A 20447-nucleotide genomic window follows, 5' to 3' on the forward strand; every position below is an offset into this window, starting at 1 on the left:
GGCCCGTGCGCGTTGACTGCGGCCGTCAGCGTTGTCGTCATCCGGCGATGGTACAACACGGGGCGCGCGGGTGCAGGCCGGGCGTGGTGGCGCCGCGCTGAGGCCCGCAGGCGAGGGCCATGAAAGATGGATTGATGAAAAATACGGCCTCAGACTTTTATTTGACGCTGGGCCGGATTAAACTCAAACATGTTGCAGTGCACTAAAACAGGCGGCCGTCGTTTTCGGCGGCCGGCACCCGAGGAGTCACCATGAGCGATTATCTAGTCCGCGCCGCTGCCAATCCGACCGTGCGCCGTGTGATCGACACCGTCGGTCTGCCGACGCCGCAGACGCTGGCGCGCGCCGAGCCGCCCTATCAGGCGCGTTTTCTGGAGGGCCAGCGCGTGCTGGCGGGTGCAACCGCCGCCAGCGCGGCCTTCGATCGCGTCTCGGCCGCGCTCGAGACCACCGGTGCGCGGGTCGAACGCGCCGACACGCCGAGCCCGGCCGACGATGATCGCTACGACGCGCTGGTCTTCGATGCCACCGGCCTGGGCGGCGCGGCGGACCTGCGCGCGCTGTACGACTTCTTCCACCCGGTCGCGCGCAAGCTCACGCCCAACGCTCGCGTGGTGGTGCTCGCCAGCCTGCCCGAAGCGATGGCGTCGGTCGCCGGCGCGAGTGCCGCGCGCGCGGTCGAGGGCTTCGTGCGGTCGCTGGCCAAGGAGATCGGCAAGCTCGGTTCGACCGCGAACATGCTCTACGTGGAGCCCGGTGCGGAGGATCGCATCGTCGAGCCGCTGCGCTTCTTCCTGTCGGACTACAGCACCTATGTGGACGGCCAGCCGCTGACCGTCACCCGGGCCGGGATCATGCCCGAGCGCGTGCCCGACACCCAGCCGCTGGCGGACAAGGTCGCGCTGGTCACCGGCGGCGCCCGCGGCATCGGCGCGGCGACCGCCGAACGCCTGGCCGCCGAGGGCGCGACCGTGGTCTGCCTGGACATCCCCCAAGACAGCGACACGCTCGAGGAGACGGTGGCCCGGTTCGGCGGCACCGCCCTGGCGCTGGACATCACCGCCGACGACGCGCCGCGCCGGATCGCCGATTTCTTCACGGAGCGGTTCGGCGGCGTGGACATCGTGGTCCACAACGCCGGCGTCACCCGCGACAAGACGCTGGCGAACATGCCCGAGCACCACTGGGACATGGTCGTCGCGATCAACCTGCAGGCGATCCTCGCGGTCGACGAGCTGCTGAGCGCCGAAGGCGTGATCAACGACCACGGCCGGGTGACCTGCCTGTGCTCGATCGGCGGTATCGCCGGCAATCGCGGCCAGACCAATTACGGCGCGACCAAGGCCGGTCTGATCGGCTTCGTCGAACGCCGCGGGCAGACCGAGCGCGACCGCGGCATCTGCGTGAACGCGGTCGCGCCGGGCTTCATCGAGACACGCATGACCGCGGAGATGCCCTTCGGCGTGCGCGAGGCCGGCCGCCGGCTGTCCTCGCTGTCCCAGGGCGGCGAACCGCGCGACGTGGCCGAGGCGATCACCTTCCTGTCCACGCCGGGCGCCGGCGGCATCTCCGGCAACGTGCTGCGGGTCTGCGGCCAGAGCCTGATCGGCGCCTGAGCGGCGTTCGATCGATCGCGACGGGCCGCGGTCCGATCACGACACGGTCGGCCGCAGGCGATGCGGCCGGCCGTTCTCATGCGTCGCGTGCGGCCATCCAGTCGGCCACGCGGGGCCAGATCTCGCGGCGCGCGTCGCGGCTGACCACGATGCCGGGATGGTCGTAGTCCCGGGCGTAGCCGTTGCCCCGCCCGGCGCGTATGAACGTGCGGTCCCGGCTCGCGAAGTGCCCGATGAAGCGCTCGCAGCCGATGCTCGGGTCCACCCGGTCGGCGGCCCCGGAGATCGCCAGCACCGGGGCGGTGATGCGGGCCAGGGCGGCGCGCAGCGCCGGCTTGCGGCGGCCGCGGACCACCCAGTCGGTCGCATCCTCGATCGCAGCGACGGGTTCGTTCTCGGGGCCGAGGCCGGCGGCCCGCGCCGGGAAATGACCGCGCAGTCGGGCCACGCCGCGGGTCAGCAGACAGCCGGGCCAGTCGAGCATGCGCTTGCCGACCTCGAACTGGCTGGCGAACAGCACGAGGCCGGCGATGCGTCCGGCATCGAGATGTTCGGCCGCGGTCCGGGCGGCCATCACGCCGCCGAAGGAGTGGCCCACCCAGAACGCCGGCCGGGCCGAGGCCGCGGACACGGCCGTCTGAACAGCGGGCAGGTCGTGGGCGATGTGTTCGTTCATGCCCAGGCGGCCCGCGCAGGCCGGCGAGTCCGACAGCCCGCGCCGCTGGACGATGAACACCGGGTGGCCGCAGCGCGCCAGATATGCCGCCAGGCCGACGCCGCCGTCGGACAGCCAGAAGCGCCGGCCGCTGAACATGCCGGGCAGCATGACGACCGGTGCGCGCGTCGCAGCGGCCTCGGCGCGGACCCGCGTGAGCGCGCAGCCGCCGCCGTCGGCCGCGGCGACCGTGTCCGTGGCCACCGTCAGCGGCGCCGGTTCAGCCACGAACCACGCGCCAGCCCATGGCGATCACGCAGAGCGCGACCGCCAGCGTCAGCACGCGCCGCAGCTGCAGGAAGCCGCGTTTCTGCCAGCCCTGGCGGGCGCCGTGTTCGTCGATCAGCCAGGCCGCGATCAGCGCGAACAGCAGCAGCAGGCCGCGCCAGGGCGCGGCGGTCAGCAGCGCGCCCCAGGCGATCAGGGCGGGCGTGACCGCCAGCGCCATGTCCAGCGGTGCGGCGCTGCGCTGGGCGAGCATGCGGCCCCACTGCACGCCGCCGATGAAGGCGACTACGGTCGCCAGATAGGGCAGCAGCCAGCGCAGGGCGCTGCGGGCGTCCAGCGACGTCCCGGTCCAGGCGACATAGACGCCGACAGCGAAGGGCACCAGGGCGGCGAGACCGAGCACGACGGCCAGCGACAGGGGGGAGCGCTTGTTCGGCATGGACGAGGACGGCTGAGGGCGGCCCGTCGATGTTACAGCCGGCGCTGTGATTGTCGATGGGCCTCAGTCGGCGAAGTGCTCGACCAGGGCGCGTACCAGGGGTTTCATGAAATAGCTGGATTCGGGCATCAGCGTGACGGCGATCCCGGCGTCCCGCAGCCGCTCGGCCACCAGCGGGCCCACGGCGGCCACGCAGCGCGCGTTCATCGCCGCGATCAGTTCGGCCTCCCGCCCCTGCCCGCGGGCGACCTTGAGCAGGCGTCGCACCTGCGGCGAGCTGGTGAAGGCCAGGCCGTCGAGTTCGCCGTCGACGAGGGCGTCGATGAAGGCCAGCACCTGTGGCTCCTCGGCCTCGTCGGCGTAGACATAGGGCGCGACCACGCGCACGTCGGCCTGCTTGCGCGCCAGAAAATCCATCAGCGGCCGGTTGGGGTCGCTGCCGTAGAGCTGCACGCCGACGCGATGGCCGGCGAGGTCGACCGCTTCGAGCGCATCGATCACGCCGGCGGTGGTCGGCTCGGTCGCTGCGATGTCGGATCGCAGCCCCATGGCCCGCAGCTCGCGCGTGGGCTTGGGCCCGCGGGTGACGGCGCGCGTGGCCGCCAGCCGCTCGGCGAAGCGTTCGGGGTAGGGCGGGCCGGCGCGCTCGGCGAAGCTGCGCAGGCGCCGCAGGCCTTCGCCGGTGAGCCAGATCATCTCGTCGAGACCGTGCGCGATGACGTCGTCCAGCCATGCCGTGACCGCCGTCGTGTCCGGGGTGTCGCGGATGTCGACCAGCGGGCAGCGGCGCACCGCCGCACCGCGGCGCTCGAGCATGTCGGCGAACAGGTCCAGCTGGCGCGATTCGGGCACGCCGATGCGGCGGCCGCTCAGCGGCATGTCCTCGGCGGGGGCGGTGTCGGCGGTCATCGCAGGCGCCCTGCATGGGTTCATACTCGAGTGTAACGCGCCGCCCGCGGCTCCGGTTGCACGATCATGTTGCAGCGCGGCATCATGCCATTGCACGTTGACGAGGTTAGAAGATCGTCATGACGCTACTCGCTGGGATCAGTCTCTTGTTCGGCGCTGCGCTCGCGGTGGCGACGGCGCTGCTGTGGCGTGCCTATCGACGTCTGCACGCGCTGGAGGCGCAGATCGGCCGGCTCGCCCGCGAGCTGGAGTCGTCCGACGAGGAGCTGGCCGCGCTGCTCGGCGAGGTCGGCGGCAGCCGCATCATCGTGGACATCATCAACCCCATGACGCTGGCGCGCAGTCGTTCGCGCTGGGGCGCCGCCTTCGTGGGGGTGGCCCCGCGAATGGTCCGGCGCCGGGTCTACGACACCGTCGCGCGCGAGATGAAGGCCCAGCTCGCCGCGCAGCAGGTCGAGGCGCGGCTCGAGATTTTCCACCCCTCCGGCTCATGATCGTCGCGGTTCTCGTCGGCCTCGGCCTGGTCGCGTTGCTGGTGGCGGCCCTGCGGCTCGAGCGCGATGTCGCCGACGCCCAGGAGCGATTTCGCGTGCTCATGGGCGGCTATGCCGATGCCGGCCTGCTCGCGGAGGCGCGCCAGCGGTTTCGCCGCCGCCAGCAGCACATGGAGCAGGCTGTGGATACCGGCACCGCGGGCGTGGCCGGGGTCCACCGCACGCTGGCCGGCCTGCTCGGCCGCAGCGAGCGTACCGGCAGCGGCTTCTACAGCGGCGTGCGGGCGCTCAATCGCGGCCTGGGCCGCACCGTCTCGGGCCTGTTCGCGCCGCGGCCGAAGAAACACAGCGACAGCCTGGCGGACTGGCGCGCGGCCGACGACCGTCGCGATCGCGATGCGGACTGACCGCCGTTCGGTCCGCGCAGCGGCTCAGCTGCGTATGGGCGTGCGCCAGGCCAGCGGCAGAAACACCAGATTGCAGCCGAGAAAGACCCACAGCGCGGCATCGATGCGGCCGAAGAGGTCGCTGGCCGCGCCCGCGATCAGCGGAATGACGAAAGCCAGCACATAGCCGATCGCGAACATGCCGGCGGCCATGGCGCCGGCGTCGTCGGGGCCGCGCAGCAGCGGCGGCAGCATGGTCAGCGCGATCAGCTGCAGGGCCGCCACCAGACTTAGCACGAACGCTACCGTCAGCAGCGGCACGAGCCCGTCCAGCGTCATGAAGCCGGTCAGCGCCGCGACGTGCAGCGCCAGCGTGATGAACAGCAGCCGCGGCACGCGCAGCACCGCGCGGGCGACGAACACCATTAGCAGCGAGCCGCCCAGCTGCGCGATGTTGAACACGAACAGCACCAGATCGAGTTCCGCGGCCAGGCCCTTGCGGGCCAGCAGCGGGCTCATGTACGCGTTGATGCCGAAGAAGGTGGCCGCGGTGGCGCCGAGCGCCGTGCCGTAGAGCCACATGCGCGCGTCGCGCCAGTCCGGCAGGCGCCGCCGCAGCCGGTCCATGTCGGTGCGGGTGCCGTGCAGGGTCGGCCACAGCAGCGCCGGGGCGATGATCAGCACCGGCAGCGAGAACAGCGCGAGCGCGAGCCGCCAGTCGCCACCGGCCGCGGGCAGCAACAGCGGCAGCGTCAGCCCCGCGCCGGTGAACTCGCCGACCATCATGCCGTTCATGTAGACCGCGCTGGCCAGCGCCACCGAACCCGGACACCAGCGCCCGACCAGGGCCGGCAGCGCCGGCTGCATCGCCGCGATGCCCAGGCCCATGGCCGCGGTCGCGACCAGCAGGGGCACCAGATCCGGCGCCAGCGCCCGCGCCGCCGAGGCCGCCGCGGTCAGCGCGATCGCCGCCACCAGCGTGTTGCGCGCGCCGAAGCGGCCGATCAGCCAGGCCGCGGGCAGGGCGCCGAGCCCGAGCATGAGAATGGGCGTGGTCGTGAGCGCGCCCAGTCCGGTGTCGCCGAAGCCCAGGGCCTCGCGCACGCGAGCCCCAAGCGCCGACATCATCAGGATGGGTGCGCGCATGTACACGCCCGCGAGCCACAGCAGGGCGAGGGTCGCGATGCGTCTGCCGAGAGCGGAATTCGCGTTCATGCATCCGGTGGCCGCGGGCGGGGCGGCCGATTCTACGGCGGATGCCGGCGCCGATGGGCGATGCCGTCATCCGTGGGCCGGATGGCTGTGCTAGCGTCTGCCGCCATGAACCGAAAAACCAAGATCGTCGCAACGCTCGGCCCGGCCTCGGATCCGCCGGAAGTGCTGGCCGAGCTGCTCCGGGCGGGCGTCAACGTCGTCCGCATCAATTTCTCGCACGGCAGCGCCGACGACCATCGCGCGCGGGTGGCCCGGGTGCGCGAGACCGCCGCCGAGCTCGGGCTGCCGGTGGCCGTGCTCGCCGATCTGCAGGGGCCCAAGATCCGGATCGAGTCGTTTGTCGACGAGGCGGTCGAGCTCGCCGACGGTCAGACGTTCACGCTGGACACCGGTCTGGCCGCGGATGCCGGTACCCGCGAGCAGGTCGCGATCCACTACGAGCCGCTGCTGGCGGACGTGAAACCCGGCAGCGAGCTGTTGATCAACGACGGCGCCATCGCGCTCACGGTGGATGCCGTGGACGAGCGGCGCATCGTCTGCACGGTGAACGTCGGCGGCCGCCTGTCCGGACGCAAGGGCGTGAATCTGCGCGGCGGCGGCCTGTCCGCGAGCGGGCTCACCGACAAGGATGCCGACGACATCCGCCTGGCCGCCGAGATGGAGGCCGACTATCTTGCGGTGTCCTTCGTGCGCGACGCCTCCGATCTGCATCAGGCCCGACGCATGGTCGAGGCGGCCGGCGGCAGCGCCAAGCTCTGCGCCAAGATCGAACGCGCCGAGGCCATCACCGCGCTCGACGAGATCATCGGCGCCTCGGATGCGGTCATGGTCGCCCGCGGCGACCTGGGCGTGGAGATCGGCGACCCCGAGTTGCCCGGCGTGCAGAAGCGCATCATCGCCCGCGCGCGGGAGATGAACCGGCTCGTGATCACCGCGACCCAGATGATGGAGTCGATGATCGAGAACCCCGTGCCGACGCGCGCCGAGGTGCTGGACGTGGCCAACGCCACCCTCGACGGCACCGACGCGGTCATGCTCTCGGCCGAGACCGCGGTCGGACGCTATCCGGTGGCCACGGTCGCGGCCATGGGCCGGATCTGTGTCGGCGCCGAGCGCGAGGCCACCGCCGATCGCCCGGCGAGCGGGCTGGCCGCGCACTTCAAGCGCACCGACGAGGCCATCGCGATGGCCACCATGTACACCGCCCGCCACATGCATGCGGACGCCATCATCGCGTTGACCGAATCGGGCGCCACGGCGCTGCTGATGTCGCGCCAGGACACCCATATCCCGATCTACGCGCTGACCCAGTACCCGCGCACCGAGCGCTACCTGGCGCTGTGCCGGAACGTGCAGCCGGTCGCCTTCACGCCGTCGGAGCTCAACGGCACCGTGCCGGTCGACGAGGCGGTCGCCTGTCTGCGCGAACGCGGCGAGCTGGCCTCGGGCGAGCGTGTGCTGCTGACCAAGGGCGACTTCACCGGTCCCGGCGGGACCAACGCGATGAAGATCGTCATCGTCGATTAGGGCCCGGCGACACGGCATGCCAGCCACCGCGCTAGGCGCCGCCGTGCGGCGGGAAGCGGCGTAGCGCCGCGCAGCCTGCTTGGCGATCGTGTGCCACGATGCCGGCCTGTCGCACCCGGTTTATTGCACGGGCGCCCGGCCCGTTCCGATCGGGCCGCCGATCAACGATCGGCCACGGGCGCCCTCCGATCTCGACGATCCGGACCATGGCACGCCACGATCAGCGACTCGCGCCGTGCAGACCACGATATGCGGCGTTCGTAAAAGACGTTTCCAGGTGCCGGATTCGCTCAAGCGCGGCGCGGGGACCGGCGCGCCTCGTAGCCGCGAGCGGCCGGATGGCCGATCCCGGCAGCGCACACACGCCGCGGCCGGACACGCCGGGTCGCGGGCTTGATGTCGTGACGGCTCCGAGCGGAGCCCACGATCGGGGTCGGGCTCATCGCGCGCCCCGGCCTGGCTGCGCCCCCGCCTCGCTCGGCGGGCGTACGCCCCGGCGCCGGTGCGCCGCCGAGCGTTTCCCGGCGCCGGAAGCTACACTGCGGCGTTTGCCGAACGCGGACCCGGGTATGGCGACTGCGGACATCCTGACCCTGCGCGCCGGGCCGGCCGCCCGCCGCGCCCTGGCCGAGGGCGGCCTGACGCCCGATCGGATCGGCGCCATGGCAGGCGCCGCCGGCGGCCCGAAATGGCTGATCCTGTCGGCGCTGGATCGCTATATCTTCGGCGACTGGCTGGCGCGGGCCGATCAGCCCGTGGCCCTGGTGGGATCGTCGATCGGGGCCTGGCGCTTCGCCGCGGCCTGTCACCCGAGCGACCCGGCGGGGGCGATCGCCGATCTGGAGCGGGGCTACGTTGAGCAGCGCTACAGCGACGGCGCCGGCCGCGACGAGATCACCGCCACGGTGCGCGGCATACTCGAGGCCTTCTTCACCCCGGCGGTGCGCGACGGTGTACTGCAGCATCCGCGCTATGCCCTGCACGCGATCACCGTGCGTTCGCGCGGGTTCACCGCCAGCGAGCGTCGCGGCACGCTCGCCGCCGCCTCCGGGCTCGGCGCGCTGGCCAACGCGGTCTCGCGGCGCACGCTCGGCGCGTTCTTCGAGCGCGTGGTCTTCGCCCGCGACGGCGCCGCGCTGGCCGCGGCCGGCGACGGCCTGCCCACGCGCACGGTGGCGCTCTCGTCGGCCAACGCCCGCGACGCCGTCTATGCCAGCGGCAACATTCCGCTGCTCATGCGCGGCGTGGTCGATCCGGCGGGCGCGCCGCCGGGGGTCTATCGCGATGGCGGCATCGTCGACTATCACATCGATCAGCCGCTGCTCGCCCCCGGCGGCGACGCGCCGCTGGTCCTCATGCCCCATTTCGATACCCGCCTGGTGCCGGGCTGGTTCGACAAGTCGCTGGCCTGGCGCCGGCCGCGGCTGGCGACCAATACGCTGCTGATCGGGCCCGGCCCGGGCCTGCGGGCGCGTCTGGTCGACGGCCGGGTGCCCGACCGGCGCGATTTCCACCGCTACGCCGGGAACGATGCCGGGCGTCTGCGCGCCTGGCGCACCGCCATCGATGCCGGCCGTATCATGCGCGATGCCTTCGTCGATCTCGTCGAGGGCGCCGATGTCCTGCGTCATGTGAAACCGCTATGAAACCGCGTCTGATCCTCGCCTCCGCCTCGCCCCAGCGGGCCCGCCTGCTCGAGCAGCTCGGCCTGCGGCATACCGCGATCCCGGCCGACATCGACGAGACCCCGCGGGCCGGGGAGAGCGCGGAGGCGCTGGCGGAGCGCCTGGCGCGGACCAAGGCCGAGGCGCTGTCGATCGCCTATCCCGAGGCGGTGATCGTGGGCTCGGACACCGTGGTGGCGCTGGAAGGCGACAACTACGGCAAGCCGGCCGGCGACGCCGAAGCCCGGACCATGCTGACGGCGCTGGCCGGTCGGACTCATCGTGTCGCCACCGGGGTGGCGGTGTTCGCCAACGCCCGCACCGCGGCCCGGGTGTGTGTGAGCCGGGTGACCCTGCGGGCGATGTCGCCGGCCGAGATCGCGGCCTATGTGGCCACCGGCGAGCCGCTCGGCAAGGCCGGCGGCTATGCCATTCAGGGCCGCGGCGCGCTGTTCGTCGAGCGGCTCGAGGGCAGTTATTCGGCGGTGATGGGCCTGCCCCTGTTCGAGACCGGCGCGCTGCTGGCGGCCGCGGGCGTCGACGCGCTGGAGGCGCCGTGAGCGCGCCGTCGCCGGCCCGCATCGCCGTGCTCTTCCCGGTCTGGGCGGGCCTGCTTGCGCTTTTGGCCTATCTGGCGCCGCCGCTGTTCACGCCGTTTTCGGGCGCGATCGTGCCTCTGCTGGTGGTCATCATGTTCGGCATGGGGCTGACCCTGCGGCCGGCGGATTTCGCCCGCGCGGCCGGGCGCTGGCCGCTGGTGCTGCTGGGTGTGGCCCTGCAGTTCGGGCTGATGCCGGCGGTGGCCTGGGCCATCGCCCAGAGCATGGCGCTCGACCCGCCGCTCGCCCTGGGCCTGATCCTGGTCGGCAGCGTGGCCGGCGGCACGGCCTCCAACGTGATCTGTTTCCTGGCCGGCGGCGACGTGGCGCTGTCGATCACGCTCACCAGCGTGTCGACGCTGGTGTCGGTGGTGGCCACGCCGGTGCTGACCTGGGCCTACGCGGGCGCGGAGATCGCGGTTCCGGTCGCCTCCATGCTGGTCAGCATCGGCGAGATCGTGATCCTGCCGGTGGCCGGGGGCATGGCGGTGAACCTCGCCCTCGGCCCGCGCTGGCCCGATCGCGACGGCTGGTGCGCGCTGGCCTCGGCGGTGGCCATCGGCGTGGTGATCGCGATCATCGTCGCGCTCAACGCGGAGGCCATCGCGACCCTCGGGGCGCTGGTGCTGGTCGCGGTCGTGGTCCACAACGCCATCGGCCTGGGCGCGGGCTATGCGATCACCCGGGCGGTCACCGGCGACGCCGTCGCCGCGCGCACGGTCGCGATCGAGGTCGGCATGCAGAATTCCGGGCTGGCCGTGGCGCTGGCCCAGCAGTACTTCACCGCCACGGCGGCGCTGCCCGGCGCGATCTTCTCGGTCTGGCACAACGTCAGCGGCGCGGTGCTGGCCGCCCTGTTCGCACGTCGCGCGCGGTCGTCCGAGGCGCGCGTGGTCGCGCACTAGCGGCGCCGGAATACGGCCGGACCCTGGCGCCGACCGTGCGCAGCGCGAGCGGGCCCGGATCCGGCCTGCCGTCGGCGCGCGCTCGGCGGCTCGCATCGCGCCTTGCAGAACACGATTCGAGGTCGCCAACGCGGCGTTCGCATGAAGTGTCAACACGCCCTAGTCCGAGCGCGCGGCCAGCCAGTCGGCGGCGATGCGCCAGCTGTGGACGGAGCCTCGCGGCCGGCGAACACGCCGGCGTGCCCGCCGGGCGCGCGCACGAAGCGTCGATCGGCGCTGGTGACCAGGTCGAGCACGCGTGCGACGCTGTTGGCGCCGATCAGGCGGTCGTCGTCGCCGGCGATGGCCAGCAGCGGGCAGTCGATGCGGCCCAGATCGGACTCGGTGTCGCCGAAGGTCACCCGGCCGCCGGCCAGCGCATTGTCGATCCACAGCGTGACCAGAAAGTCCTGCACGATCGCGCCCGGGTAGTCGAGCATGTCCGATAGCCAGCGCCCGGTCGTGGTGTGGGCGGCGACGTAGTCGCGATCGCTCAGGCGTCGGGCGAGCCGCAGATAGGTGCTCAGGCTGCCGATGGGGCTGGTCGCGCGGAAGGCGAGACTGTTGAGCCAGCCGGGGACCTGCAGCAGGCGCGGATCGACGTCGTGCAGCCGGAAATCACTGTGCCGACGGAGCAGCCGCGCCGGGCGATTCAGCCATTTGAGGGCCGTCGCGGCGAGGGTGGCGTCGTGCATGTCCACGGGGCTGGCGACGACCACGAGATTGCGCAGGGCGCTGTCGGTCGCGGCGCCGGCGTGGATGAGCGAGAACAGCCCGCCCATGCAGTAGGCCAGTATCGAAACCTCGGGTTCGCCGCTGTGGGCGCGCACGGCCGTCAGCGCGTCGGGCAGCAGACGCAGCGCGTAGTCGCGTACGCCGAGGCCGGCGTCGGCGCGGCGGGGTGCGCCCCAGTCGACCAGATAGACCGCGAAGCCGCGGGCGCGCAGATAACGGACCAGACTGCGTTCCGGCAGCAGGTCGAAGATGAGCGTGCTCGCAGCCAGCGGCGGCACCAGGACGACCGGCGTGACGTGTGTCTGCTCGGCGACCGGCAGGGTGGTGTCGCCCAGGCGGATGCGGTCCTCGGCCAGCGGCGGATAGTAGCGCACACGCATGAGGCCGAAACGATGGATGACCTCGTAGGGCGTGCGCTCGGCGCGGAACAGGTCGGGGTCGCCGCCGAACCAGTCGGCGGCGTTGGCCAGGGTGGCGCTTGCGGTCTGGCGTGCCTGACCGAGACGCCGGAGTAGCGGTGCGAGCATCCCGGCAGTGTCGCATGACACGGCCCGCGAAGCGCGCCCCGCGCCCGCTCAGTCGTGCGAGCCCGTCTCGCCCCAGCGCTCCTCCAGCACGGCCTCGCGCCGGCAGGAGGCCTTGTAGAACTTGTACCGCAGCGGATTCTTCTCGTGATAGTTCTGGTGGTAATCCTCGGCGGGATAGAAGGTCGTCGCCGCGGTGATCCCGGTCACGATCGGCGAGGGCGCGTCGGGATCGTTCTGCAGTGCGCGTTTGGACGCCTCGGCGGCCTTTCGCTGGGCGTCGTCGACCACGAATATCTCGCTGCGGTAGGAGTTGCCCCGGTCGCAGAACTGGCCGCCGTCGTCGGTCGGGTCGATGTTGTGCCAGAAGGTGTCCAGCAGGGAATCGTAGTCGACGGTCTCCGGGCGATAGACCACCTTCAGGGCTTCGGCGTGCCCGGTGTTCTCCTGACTGACCTGCTCGTAACTGGGGTCGTCGACGTGGCCGCCGGTGTAACCGGAGGTGGTCGCGACCACGCCCTCGACCTTGTCGAAGGCTTCTTCGACGCACCAGAAACAGCCGCCGGCGAAGATCGCCACCGCCCGGTCGTCCGCGACGTCGGGCTCGAACGGCCGTTCGGCCGGGCTGTCGCCCGCGGCCGCCGCGGTCAGGCCGACGCACAGCAGCAGGGCGGCGAGCAGGCAACGGGCGGCTACGGTGTGGCGGCGGGGGGTGTTGGTCGTGTTCTGCTTCATGGTCCGACTATACGCGCGGCACCGCGTCCGCGATGCGCGCTATGTCGTTGCCGGCAGGCCGGCGGCGAGCACTGCGCCCGCCAGCGCCGGGACGGCCAGTGCGGCCACCGCGATCGCCGCCCCCGCGGTGCCGATAGCCGCGATCAAGCCGCCGCCGGCGAGCAGGATCACGCCGATGCTGGTGTTGGCGAGCGCGGTCAGTCGGGCGCGATCGTCGGCGCTGCCCAGATCGGTGAGATAGGTCTTGCGGCCGAGGCGTACCCCCGCGTGCAGGCCGGCCAGCAGAAAATAGCCGAGCGCGAAAGGCCAGACGCCCAGCGCCTCGCCGGCGCCGAACAGCGCGCACAGGGCGACGCCGAGGTTGAGGGCGGCCGCCAGGGCCCCGGTGACCATCAGCACCGACTTCGACGATCGGTCCGAGAAGCGGCCCCAGAACGGCGAGGCCACCAGCGAGGCGAGCCCGGACAGGGCCAGCAGCACGGCCAGGTTGCCGATGGCATCGCCGCCGCTCGCCCGCGCCAGTTCCGCATAGTAGGGCGCGGCCAGCGCGGTCGCGATCAGTAGCCCGCGCACGGCCACAAAGCGTGCGAAGCCCGGCTTGTCCCGGAACAGCGACAGGCTCTGCCAGGCCGTGGCCAGCGCGTTGCCGCCGCCCTCGGTCGCGCCGGCGTGCTCGCGCAGGCCGGCGAAGACCGCCGCCGCGACCAGCCACGCCATCCCGGCTACGCCGAGCAGCAGCAGGAGGGGCACGAGCCCGGGGCCGCCGTCGGCCAGCAGCCACAGGCCAACGCCGAGCCCCACCGCGATCGCGCCCGCCGCACTTGCGGCATAGCCGGAGAGCGTGCCGCGCCGGGTCTTGGCGATGGTCTTGCCCTGGACGTCCTTGTACGACACCGAGCAGACGCCCCGTCCGAGCGCGAAGACCGCGAGCAGCAGCAGGATGACGCCGCCGCCGAGCGCACCGGACCACAGCAGCGCGGCCACGATCATCGCGAGCACGGCCGTGCCCTGAATCGCCGCGCCGGCGACCCAGAAGCCCTTGCGGCGCGGTCGGGCACGCATCCAGCCGGCGACCGCCAGCTGCGGCAGCAGCGCCAGCGCCTCGCGGATCGGCACCAGCAGGCCGATCATCGCCACCGGCGCCCCGATCGCGCCCAGCAGCCAGGGCAGCACGAGCTTGGGGCTGGCGATCAGATCACCCGCCTTGTTCGCGACCAGGGCCACCAGGTGGATGAAGAAATTCGCCGGCTGCTCGCGGCAGGCCGCATCCGAGATGTCGCGGCACACGCGCGCGTTCTCGTCGCCGGTCACCAGATCGTAGAGATCGCGTACCGGGCCGTCGGCCGGCCGGGCCGCGCTGTCGGTCGGGCTCAAGCGGGTGTCCTCGTTCGTGGTCGGGCGTCAGGCGGACACGTGACGGCGGCACCAGTCGCCGTGGGCGATGACCGGCCAGGCCGGATCGCGGCCCGCGATCCAGAGATAGATCCAGGCCGTGCCGTGCGCGGTCTCGATCAGCCGTCGCGTGTAGCGCACCGGATAGTCCTCGAGTACGTCGAGCGCACCGAAGGTGGTTGCATCGACGGCGTAGACGTCGCCCACCAGGGCGGTCGTGCCGGCGTCGAGCGCGGCCGGGTAGGGGCCCGTATCGAGCAGCGTGAACGCCGCCGCGGTGACCGCGTCGCCGAGATGCGCCGCGTGCGCGAGATAGTGCGCGTTGCGCTCGCCCGGCCGCAGCGTGCCGTAGACGAAAACGCGATGCGCCGGCTGGCCCGTCGTCTGTTTCATGCAGGTATGCTAGCCGACATGTTTTGTCCCGCAACAGTCTCATGAGCGACGGGGTCACGGTGCGCGACGCGGCCACGGCCGCGGTGCTGCGCGACGGTACCGAGGGTCTGGAGGTACTGCTGCTGCGCCGTCATGGCGGTCACGTGTTCGGTGCCAACGCCTATGTCTTTCCCGGCGGCGCGGTGGACGACAGCGACGCCGACGCAGTGCTGGCCGCGCGCGTGAGCGCGGGCGTCGACTACGCCCGGGCCTGTCTCGGCGAAACCGGACGGCCGCTGGCGTTCTGGCTGGCGGCGATCCGCGAATGCTTCGAGGAGGCCGGGCTGCTGGTCGGCTGCAGCCACCTGCCGGCCGAGATTCCGGCCGGCGAGCGTGATGCGCTTAACGCGGGCGATCGCTCTTGGGCGGACGTGGCCGCGCGCCTGGAGCTGCGCTTCGCGCTCGACGATCTGGTCTACTTCGCGCAGTGGACGACGCCGCCGGGGCGACCGCGGCGCTACGCGACCCGCTTCTTCGCCGCGCGGGCGCCCGAGGGCCAGCACGCCGCCTGCGACGGCCACGAGACCGTCGACCACTGGTGGGCCGGCCCGGCCGCGGCGCTGGCCAGCCACGACCGCGGCGAGATCGAGATGATGCATCCCACGCGGGTCACGCTCGAACGCCTCTGCGACTACGAGGACGTCGAGAGCGCGCTGGCGGGGCTGATGGCCGACGGCACGGTGTCGTCGTGACGCCGGCCGCGCCCGAGACGATCGCGCCGGGCGTCCTGCGGCTGACCGCGCCCAACCCCGGCCCCATGACGGGCCCGGGAACCAACAGCTATGTCGTGGGCACCGGGCCCTGCGTGATCGTCGATCCCGGCGTCGACGACGACACCCATCTGGAGGCCCTGGTCGCGGCTGCGCCTGGCGCCATCGAGGCCGTGCTCGTGACCCACGCCCATCCCGACCACACCGGCGGTGCGCGCCGGCTGGCCGCGCGGCTCGGCGTGCCGGTGCGCGGCTGCGATCTCGCGCTCGCGCAGCCCTACGACCCTGATCACCGGGTCGACGCGCCGCTGGCCGACGGCGACGTGCTCGATCTCGGCGCGGTCACGCTGGAGACGGTGCACACCCCGGGGCATGCGGCGGATCATCTGTGTTTCTTCGCCCGCGAGGCGCGTCTGCTGCTGGCCGGTGACACCGTCATGGCCGACGTCACGGTGGTGATCCTGCCGCCGGACGGCTCGATGAGCGACTATCTGGCGAGCATCGCGCGGCTGCAGGCCATGCCGATCGACGCCATCGCGCCGGGCCACGGCCGGCGGCTGGACGAGCCGGCGGCGACGCTGGCCCACATCGTCGCCCATCGTGAGCAGCGCGAGGCCCAGGTGCGCGACGCCCTGGCCGCGGGGCCGACCACGGCGCGCGCCATCGCCGCGCGGCTGTATCCCGATCTCGACCCGCGGCTGACCGGCATGGCCGCGACCCAGGTCGAGGCGCACCTCATCCGCCTGGCCGAAAACGGCGAGGCCGCGCGCGACGGCGAGTCCTGGCGCGCAGGGAACTGATACCCATCATCGCGCGGTTACCCTGCGCCGGCCGCTCGAGGCGGGCGCGCCAGGGCGGGTCATATCTCAGGCGATCCCGCGGCAGGCGCTTCCTGAAGACTGACGGTCAGCGGCAAGACACGGCGTCGTGCGCGCTGCGCAGTCACTATGCGCCAGCGTGCGACAACGCTGGATTGCCGCAGCTTGTGTATTCGCGGGGCGCCTGGCCCTTTGGCTGCGGCCGCCAACGAATGACGAGCATCGACCATGGGCGCCGGCGGTGTTGTCCGTCTCGCTCGTGGCGCATCCCGATCGGGAGTCGCGCCTGGCGAGACACGTTGCGCGGTGCCCGAGGCGGCGTTCGCATGACGGTTTCAACGGCCCCTAGAACGACGGCCCGGCGTCCACGAACGCCTGTTCGGCCGCGGTAGACGGCCGGCCGAGCGCGGCGTTGCGCTGCGGATAGCGGCCGAAACGCTCGAGCACCTCGAGGTGGGCGCGCTCGTGGCCGAGGGCGGTCTCCAGGCCCGGCTGGTCGTACAGCCGCAGCGCCTCGGCGTGCACGCGGCGCGATTCGCTGTGCATGTAGGGCATGTAGGCGAAGTGCTTCTGGTCCGGTGTGAGCGCGGCGTCGTGCCCGCCGGCGACCAGCTCCTGAGCCAGCGCGAGGGCCAGCGGATCATTGCCGAAGGCCGCGGCCGTGCCGCGATGCACGTTGCGCGAGAACTGGTCGAGCACGATGATCTCGGCCAGCCGGCCGGTGGCGTGCGCGCGCCAGGGCCAGAGCTCGCAGACCGCGGCGGCGGCCAGGGTGTCGCCGAAGTCCTCGGCGATCCGTCGATCGAGGGCCGGATCGGCGCGGAACCACTGCGCCGGACGCAGCTGTCCGAACCAGAAATCGAGCACGGCCTCCGGGGCGGCCATCGTCACGGTGGAGCACCTCTTCATAAGGTGAGCGGTGGCAGACTCGTTGCCGGGCAGTTCGATACGCAACTATTTGGCGAGTATCGCATTGTCGCCTACTTGATTATGCCGCTGGAGACGTTTGCGTTTAGTTAGGAGAAGTGAGTGGGTGAGGCTCACTGGCGATGCGTGTGCAAATCCTCGAGCAAATTCTGCAGCATCAGATTTTGCGTGCTGCCTTGGTCAAAGGATACTGCAAACTCTATTGAAGGTTCGCGCTAACACGATGATGTAATTCGAAAAATATCATTCGTCTGATGGAGATTTTATAAAGGCGATCACGAGGTCGGTGCCTGATGTATGCATTGGGATTGATCGCGCTGATAGAGCGGCCTGCTGTTAGTCAGGGGGAAGTCTAGTAGCGCCTTCTGTAGGCCCTATGGATTGCAGGTCGATCCATAGGGCCTAACTAAGCAATTTGATGCAGCAAGCCAAAATATTGCATTAAACAATTTCAGACTAATAGTCTTATTAAACCGGCTAATAGAGCGAAAGCGCCTACGTCGAAGCTGGAGTAATGTGCACTATCGTTAGTTTAATAGACTAAATTAAACGTATCTCCGGCGTAGAAAAGCCGTAGATATGGCCCCTAAAGTCCCTATGAGAAAAAAGGCCAATGGGCTCGATTCCGGAACGTCGTTTACCGGATTAGATGGTGTGACGACTTCTCCAGCTCGTGCGAAACGGAGATTGTCGATACCGAATCCGGCGGGTTCATCAGCGACAAGACTGAATAGTAGGCCGCCAATCTGTGGTGTGCCGTCTTCGGTTGCAAGCCCCAAAAAGTTGTAGCCTGTATTTAGATTTGCCACCGAACCAAGCGAGTTTCCATCAAGGCTAAATGCCTCGATTTTAGTTGAGCCGACGGCATCGAAGAAGCCGCCATCGAGTCCAACTCCGACGAGTGGATCACTGAACAGAATACCGATGGGGCCGCTGAATTGTGGGCTTCCGGATAGAACTGGGCTATCCGGGGCAGACCCGTCGTTGGTGACAAAGGTGTCGGGTGACGTCGGATCGAGCGCAAGCGGTCCGGTGGGAGAGCCAACCACGCAACCTGTCGCCGCTCCTCCAGGGCAATCCGTCGCCGGAGCGTTGGAAATCTGCTGACCACTGAAAAAGCCGCCAAAGGTAACCATCGGCGAATTCGCGTCGCCTCCATAGTCGGAGGATGTATAGGAGGGGTTTACGGTATTTAGGCCAAATTCGCTGAAAGTGATCAGGCCGGCCGCTGGTAAAAAATCAGACTGATCGACTCGAACCGCATCTGCAGTTGCGCATACAGGAATGCAAATTGCGATCGCTGAAACAAGGGGGGCTGCCAGTTGGTTGAATTTATTCACGAGGTTGCCTCATTTGTTATATATGAGTAGTAGGCAAACTGGATTGCCTCTTAATAGAGAGGCAAATGACGTGCCAAAAGTAGCATTTTTCCATGCTTGATAGTTTGTTTTATCCCGCTTTATAGATTGTTCTTGGGTTTTTTTATAATAAATAATAATTATTTATAATTGTTTGTGAGCTAGCGTTAGCGGTAGATCAAAAGCGGTTTTGAATGGCGAGCACTGCGACCTTTGAGATGTGTCTTTCTTTGATTGTGTAAAAAAAATCGACGTTTTAGGCCGCCCCACTGATTCATTTTCTCGGTTAAGGGCGAAACTCAGCCTGGCCCCAGTCTTGCCGGATAATCAGACCATGACAGCACGGGGCAAATGTTACGGCGTTCAATCGGGTCCAAACGCCACGGGGATAGACCTACTGGATTCCCTTCTACTGTCTTTGACCTGGTATTCGATTCGACAATGAGCTAATGCTCTGGTCGGACTGAGGCGTCGCTCTGGCGCGAACTGCCCACCAGCAGCGTCAACGGAATGAGCGCGGCGAAGATGACGCCGAGCAGCCAGAAGTCGTCCAGATACGCCATGATCTGGGCCTGTTCGGAGACCAGCCGGCCGATGGTCGCGACCGCCTGCTGGCGGGCGGCCTCGATACCGGCGCCCATCTGGGCGAAATGCTCGGTCAGCGATTGCACGAGCGCGTTGTACTGATGGTCGTAGGGCGTGATCTCGCCGACCAGCACGTTCTGGTGAAACTGGGCGCGCCGGGCCAGCCAGGTCGTCACCAGCGAGATGCCCACGCTGCCGCCGATGTTGCGCGCCAGATTGATGAACGCGGAGATCTGGTCGGTCTTGTCGGCCGGCACGCCGATATAGGCGATGCCGGTCAGCGGGATGAACAGAAAGGCGATGCCCAGCGTCTGGTAGATGCGCGCCACCACCAGCTGGGAGAACGACACATCGCCCGTGAATCCGGCGATATGGAACATCGACAGCGACACCACGCCGAGCCCGAAGGCCACCATCCAGCGCGCCTCGATGCGGTTCGACAGAAACCCGACCAGCGGCATCATGAGCACGATGGCGATGCCGCCGGGCGAGATCACCAGCCCGGCCAGCGTCGAGGTGTAGCCCAGCACCGACTGCACGAACTGGGGGATCAGCAGGGTCGAGCCCAGCAGCACGAAGCCGAGCATGAACATCAACAGGTTCGCGACGGCGAAGTTGAAGTGCCGGAACAGCCGGATGTCCATGATCGGATGGGGATGAAACAGCTCCCAGAGCACCAGCGCGGACAGACAGCTCACCGCGATCACCGCCATGGTGAGGATGAACGACGAGTCGAACCAGTCGTTCTGCTGGCCCTTGTCGAGCATGATCTGGAGACAGCCCAGCCCCGCGGCCAGCAGGGCGAAGCCGACGTAGTCGATCCGGAAGCCGGCCATCTTGGCGCGGCGCGCGGCCTCGTAGGCGGCGGTGTCGCGCACCAGCATGCCGGCGACCACGAACAGCATCACGCCGACCGGCACGTTGAGCAGGAATATCCAGTGCCAGCTGGCGTGGTCGGTGATCCAGCCGCCGAGCGTGGGCCCGATCGCCGGCGCGAAGACCACCGCCACGCCGTAGATCGCGAACGCCATGCCGCGTTCCTTGGGCGGAAACGAGTCGGCCAGAATCGCCTGCGAGACCGGCTGCAGGCCGCCGCCGCCCACGCCCTGGAATATGCGCGCCACGATCAGCCAGCCCAGTGAAGGCGCGAGGCCGCAGGCCAGCGAGGCGACCGAGAACAGCACGATGGAGATCAGAAAGAAGCGCTTGCGCCCGAGCACCTGCGAGAACCAGCCCGAGATCGGCAGCACGATGGCGTTGGAGACTAGATAGGAGGTCAGCACCCAGGTGGCCTCCTCCTGGCTCGCCGACAGGCTGCCGGCGATGTGCGACAGCGACACGTTGGCGATGGAGATGTCGAGCACCTCCATGAACGCGGCCATGCCGACCACCGCGGCGATCAGCCAGCGGTTGGCCGGATAGGCCGCCCGGGCGGCGAGCGCCGCGCTGTCGCCGGAGGCCGCCATCGCCGCTAGTGTCCGCCCGCGCTCGTTGG

20 protein-coding genes are annotated in these 20447 nt (G+C 69.7%); 9 read left to right on the forward strand and 11 right to left on the reverse strand.

Annotation, left to right across the window (positions count from 1 at the left end):
• Window positions 1-251: 251 nt before the first annotated feature.
• Entirely contained in the window at window positions 252-1616 is a 1365-nt protein-coding gene (locus SAOR_RS03420; protein ID WP_123630226.1) for a 3-oxoacyl-ACP reductase, read from the forward strand.
• A 76-nt stretch (window positions 1617-1692) separates the two neighbouring features.
• Here SAOR_RS03420 and SAOR_RS03425 read toward each other — a convergent pair whose 3' ends face one another.
• The 3 genes from SAOR_RS03425 to SAOR_RS03435 all read right to left on the reverse strand — a co-directional run bounded on the left by SAOR_RS03425 (window position 1693) and on the right by SAOR_RS03435 (window position 3907).
• A complete protein-coding gene (locus SAOR_RS03425) occupies window positions 1693-2559 on the reverse strand; it encodes an alpha/beta fold hydrolase (RefSeq protein ID WP_245965382.1) in 867 nt (288 codons plus the stop codon).
• On the reverse strand, window positions 2552-2998 hold the full coding sequence (locus tag SAOR_RS03430; RefSeq protein ID WP_123590563.1) for a DUF3429 domain-containing protein: 447 nt from the start codon (window positions 2996-2998) through the stop codon (window positions 2552-2554). The genes SAOR_RS03425 and SAOR_RS03430 overlap by 8 nt, the downstream gene beginning before the upstream one ends.
• 63 nt (window positions 2999-3061) lie before the next feature.
• Window positions 3062-3907: a uroporphyrinogen-III synthase gene (locus SAOR_RS03435; protein ID WP_123630227.1), complete on the reverse strand. Its 846-nt coding sequence runs from the start codon at window positions 3905-3907 to the stop codon at window positions 3062-3064.
• 119 nt (window positions 3908-4026) lie between these two features.
• Here SAOR_RS03435 and SAOR_RS03440 point away from each other — a divergent pair, with 119 nt between their 5' ends.
• Together SAOR_RS03440 and SAOR_RS03445 are read left to right on the forward strand one after the other, a co-directional pair.
• Window positions 4027-4401 (forward strand): hypothetical protein, encoded by a 375-nt coding sequence (locus SAOR_RS03440; protein WP_123630228.1) that lies wholly within the window; start codon window positions 4027-4029, stop codon window positions 4399-4401.
• A complete protein-coding gene (locus tag SAOR_RS03445) occupies window positions 4398-4808 on the forward strand; it encodes a hypothetical protein (protein WP_123630229.1) in 411 nt (136 codons plus the stop codon). Before SAOR_RS03440 ends, SAOR_RS03445 begins: the two co-directional genes overlap by 4 nt.
• 24 nt (window positions 4809-4832) lie before the next feature.
• On the opposite strand, the gene SAOR_RS03450 is transcribed toward SAOR_RS03445, so the two are convergent.
• Entirely contained in the window at window positions 4833-6002 is a 1170-nt protein-coding gene (locus tag SAOR_RS03450; RefSeq protein ID WP_123630230.1) for an MFS transporter, read from the reverse strand.
• 105 nt (window positions 6003-6107) lie between these two features.
• On the opposite strand from SAOR_RS03450, the gene pyk reads away from it, so the two are divergent.
• The 4 genes from pyk to SAOR_RS03470 all read left to right on the forward strand — a co-directional run bounded on the left by pyk (window position 6108) and on the right by SAOR_RS03470 (window position 10697).
• Window positions 6108-7529, forward strand: a complete 1422-nt coding sequence (gene pyk / locus SAOR_RS03455) for a pyruvate kinase (RefSeq protein ID WP_123630231.1) — start codon at window positions 6108-6110, stop codon at window positions 7527-7529.
• Window positions 7530-8098: 569 nt separating this feature from the next.
• Window positions 8099-9175, forward strand: coding sequence for a patatin-like phospholipase family protein (locus SAOR_RS03460; RefSeq protein ID WP_123630232.1), 1077 nt, complete (start codon window positions 8099-8101; stop codon window positions 9173-9175).
• Entirely contained in the window at window positions 9172-9753 is a 582-nt protein-coding gene (locus SAOR_RS03465; protein ID WP_123590556.1) for a Maf family protein, read from the forward strand. Before SAOR_RS03460 ends, SAOR_RS03465 begins: the two co-directional genes overlap by 4 nt.
• Complete coding sequence (locus SAOR_RS03470) at window positions 9750-10697, forward strand: bile acid:sodium symporter family protein (protein WP_221179856.1); 948 nt, start codon at window positions 9750-9752, stop codon at window positions 10695-10697. The genes SAOR_RS03465 and SAOR_RS03470 overlap by 4 nt, the downstream gene beginning before the upstream one ends.
• Before the next feature lie 149 nt (window positions 10698-10846).
• Here the strand turns inward: SAOR_RS03470 and SAOR_RS03475 are convergent, their stop codons facing one another.
• The 4 genes from SAOR_RS03475 to SAOR_RS03490 are packed head-to-tail and all read right to left on the reverse strand — an operon-like array spanning window position 10847 to window position 14515.
• Window positions 10847-11998 carry an alpha/beta fold hydrolase gene (locus SAOR_RS03475; protein WP_123630233.1) on the reverse strand — a complete coding sequence of 384 codons (1152 nt, stop codon included), beginning with the start codon at window positions 11996-11998 and terminating at the stop codon, window positions 10847-10849.
• Window positions 11999-12046: 48 nt separating this feature from the next.
• Window positions 12047-12730: a peptide-methionine (S)-S-oxide reductase MsrA gene (gene msrA / locus SAOR_RS03480; protein ID WP_123630234.1), complete on the reverse strand. Its 684-nt coding sequence runs from the start codon at window positions 12728-12730 to the stop codon at window positions 12047-12049.
• 39 nt (window positions 12731-12769) lie between these two features.
• Window positions 12770-14104: an MFS transporter gene (locus SAOR_RS03485; RefSeq protein ID WP_123630235.1), complete on the reverse strand. Its 1335-nt coding sequence runs from the start codon at window positions 14102-14104 to the stop codon at window positions 12770-12772.
• Between the two features lie 27 nt (window positions 14105-14131).
• On the reverse strand, window positions 14132-14515 hold the full coding sequence (locus SAOR_RS03490; RefSeq protein WP_123590552.1) for a gamma-glutamylcyclotransferase family protein: 384 nt from the start codon (window positions 14513-14515) through the stop codon (window positions 14132-14134).
• Window positions 14516-14556: 41 nt separating this feature from the next.
• Between SAOR_RS03490 and SAOR_RS03495 the strand changes: the two genes are divergently transcribed.
• Both SAOR_RS03495 and SAOR_RS03500 read left to right on the forward strand, forming a co-directional pair.
• Window positions 14557-15246, forward strand: coding sequence for an NUDIX hydrolase (locus SAOR_RS03495; RefSeq protein ID WP_123630236.1), 690 nt, complete (start codon window positions 14557-14559; stop codon window positions 15244-15246).
• Window positions 15243-16064, forward strand: a complete 822-nt coding sequence (locus SAOR_RS03500; RefSeq protein WP_123630237.1) for an MBL fold metallo-hydrolase — start codon at window positions 15243-15245, stop codon at window positions 16062-16064. Before SAOR_RS03495 ends, SAOR_RS03500 begins: the two co-directional genes overlap by 4 nt.
• Window positions 16065-16427: 363 nt before the next feature.
• Here SAOR_RS03500 and SAOR_RS03505 read toward each other — a convergent pair whose 3' ends face one another.
• The 3 genes from SAOR_RS03505 to SAOR_RS03515 form a co-directional block, all read right to left on the reverse strand.
• Entirely contained in the window at window positions 16428-16967 is a 540-nt protein-coding gene (locus tag SAOR_RS03505; protein ID WP_123630268.1) for a DUF924 family protein, read from the reverse strand.
• A 587-nt stretch (window positions 16968-17554) separates the two neighbouring features.
• On the reverse strand, window positions 17555-18349 hold the full coding sequence (locus tag SAOR_RS03510; RefSeq protein WP_221179858.1) for a hypothetical protein: 795 nt from the start codon (window positions 18347-18349) through the stop codon (window positions 17555-17557).
• Between the two features lie 464 nt (window positions 18350-18813).
• Window positions 18814-20418, reverse strand: a complete 1605-nt coding sequence (locus tag SAOR_RS03515) for a DHA2 family efflux MFS transporter permease subunit (RefSeq protein ID WP_123630238.1) — start codon at window positions 20416-20418, stop codon at window positions 18814-18816.
• Window positions 20419-20447 lie beyond the last annotated feature (29 nt).

Source organism: Salinisphaera orenii subsp. orenii MK-B5 (assembly GCF_003788635.1).
GTDB lineage: Bacteria > Pseudomonadota > Gammaproteobacteria > Nevskiales > Salinisphaeraceae > Salinisphaera > Salinisphaera orenii.

Coding starts and splice junctions, on each gene's coding strand:
- msrA (WP_123630234.1), bottom strand. CDS start 12,730: ATGAAGCAGAACACGACCAACACCCCCCGCCGCCACACCGTAGCCGCC.
- SAOR_RS03475 (WP_123630233.1), bottom strand. CDS start 11,998: ATGCTCGCACCGCTACTCCGGCGTCTCGGTCAGGCACGCCAGACCGCA.
- SAOR_RS03435 (WP_123630227.1), bottom strand. CDS start 3,907: ATGACCGCCGACACCGCCCCCGCCGAGGACATGCCGCTGAGCGGCCGC.
- SAOR_RS03505 (WP_123630268.1), bottom strand. CDS start 16,967: ATGGCCGCCCCGGAGGCCGTGCTCGATTTCTGGTTCGGACAGCTGCGT.
- SAOR_RS03420 (WP_123630226.1), top strand. CDS start 252: ATGAGCGATTATCTAGTCCGCGCCGCTGCCAATCCGACCGTGCGCCGT.
- SAOR_RS03465 (WP_123590556.1), top strand. CDS start 9,172: ATGAAACCGCGTCTGATCCTCGCCTCCGCCTCGCCCCAGCGGGCCCGC.
- SAOR_RS03440 (WP_123630228.1), top strand. CDS start 4,027: ATGACGCTACTCGCTGGGATCAGTCTCTTGTTCGGCGCTGCGCTCGCG.
- pyk (WP_123630231.1), top strand. CDS start 6,108: ATGAACCGAAAAACCAAGATCGTCGCAACGCTCGGCCCGGCCTCGGAT.
- SAOR_RS03490 (WP_123590552.1), bottom strand. CDS start 14,515: ATGAAACAGACGACGGGCCAGCCGGCGCATCGCGTTTTCGTCTACGGC.
- SAOR_RS03430 (WP_123590563.1), bottom strand. CDS start 2,998: ATGCCGAACAAGCGCTCCCCCCTGTCGCTGGCCGTCGTGCTCGGTCTC.
- SAOR_RS03460 (WP_123630232.1), top strand. CDS start 8,099: ATGGCGACTGCGGACATCCTGACCCTGCGCGCCGGGCCGGCCGCCCGC.
- SAOR_RS03495 (WP_123630236.1), top strand. CDS start 14,557: ATGAGCGACGGGGTCACGGTGCGCGACGCGGCCACGGCCGCGGTGCTG.
- SAOR_RS03515 (WP_123630238.1), bottom strand. CDS start 20,418: ATGGCGGCCTCCGGCGACAGCGCGGCGCTCGCCGCCCGGGCGGCCTAT.
- SAOR_RS03445 (WP_123630229.1), top strand. CDS start 4,398: ATGATCGTCGCGGTTCTCGTCGGCCTCGGCCTGGTCGCGTTGCTGGTG.
- SAOR_RS03450 (WP_123630230.1), bottom strand. CDS start 6,002: ATGAACGCGAATTCCGCTCTCGGCAGACGCATCGCGACCCTCGCCCTG.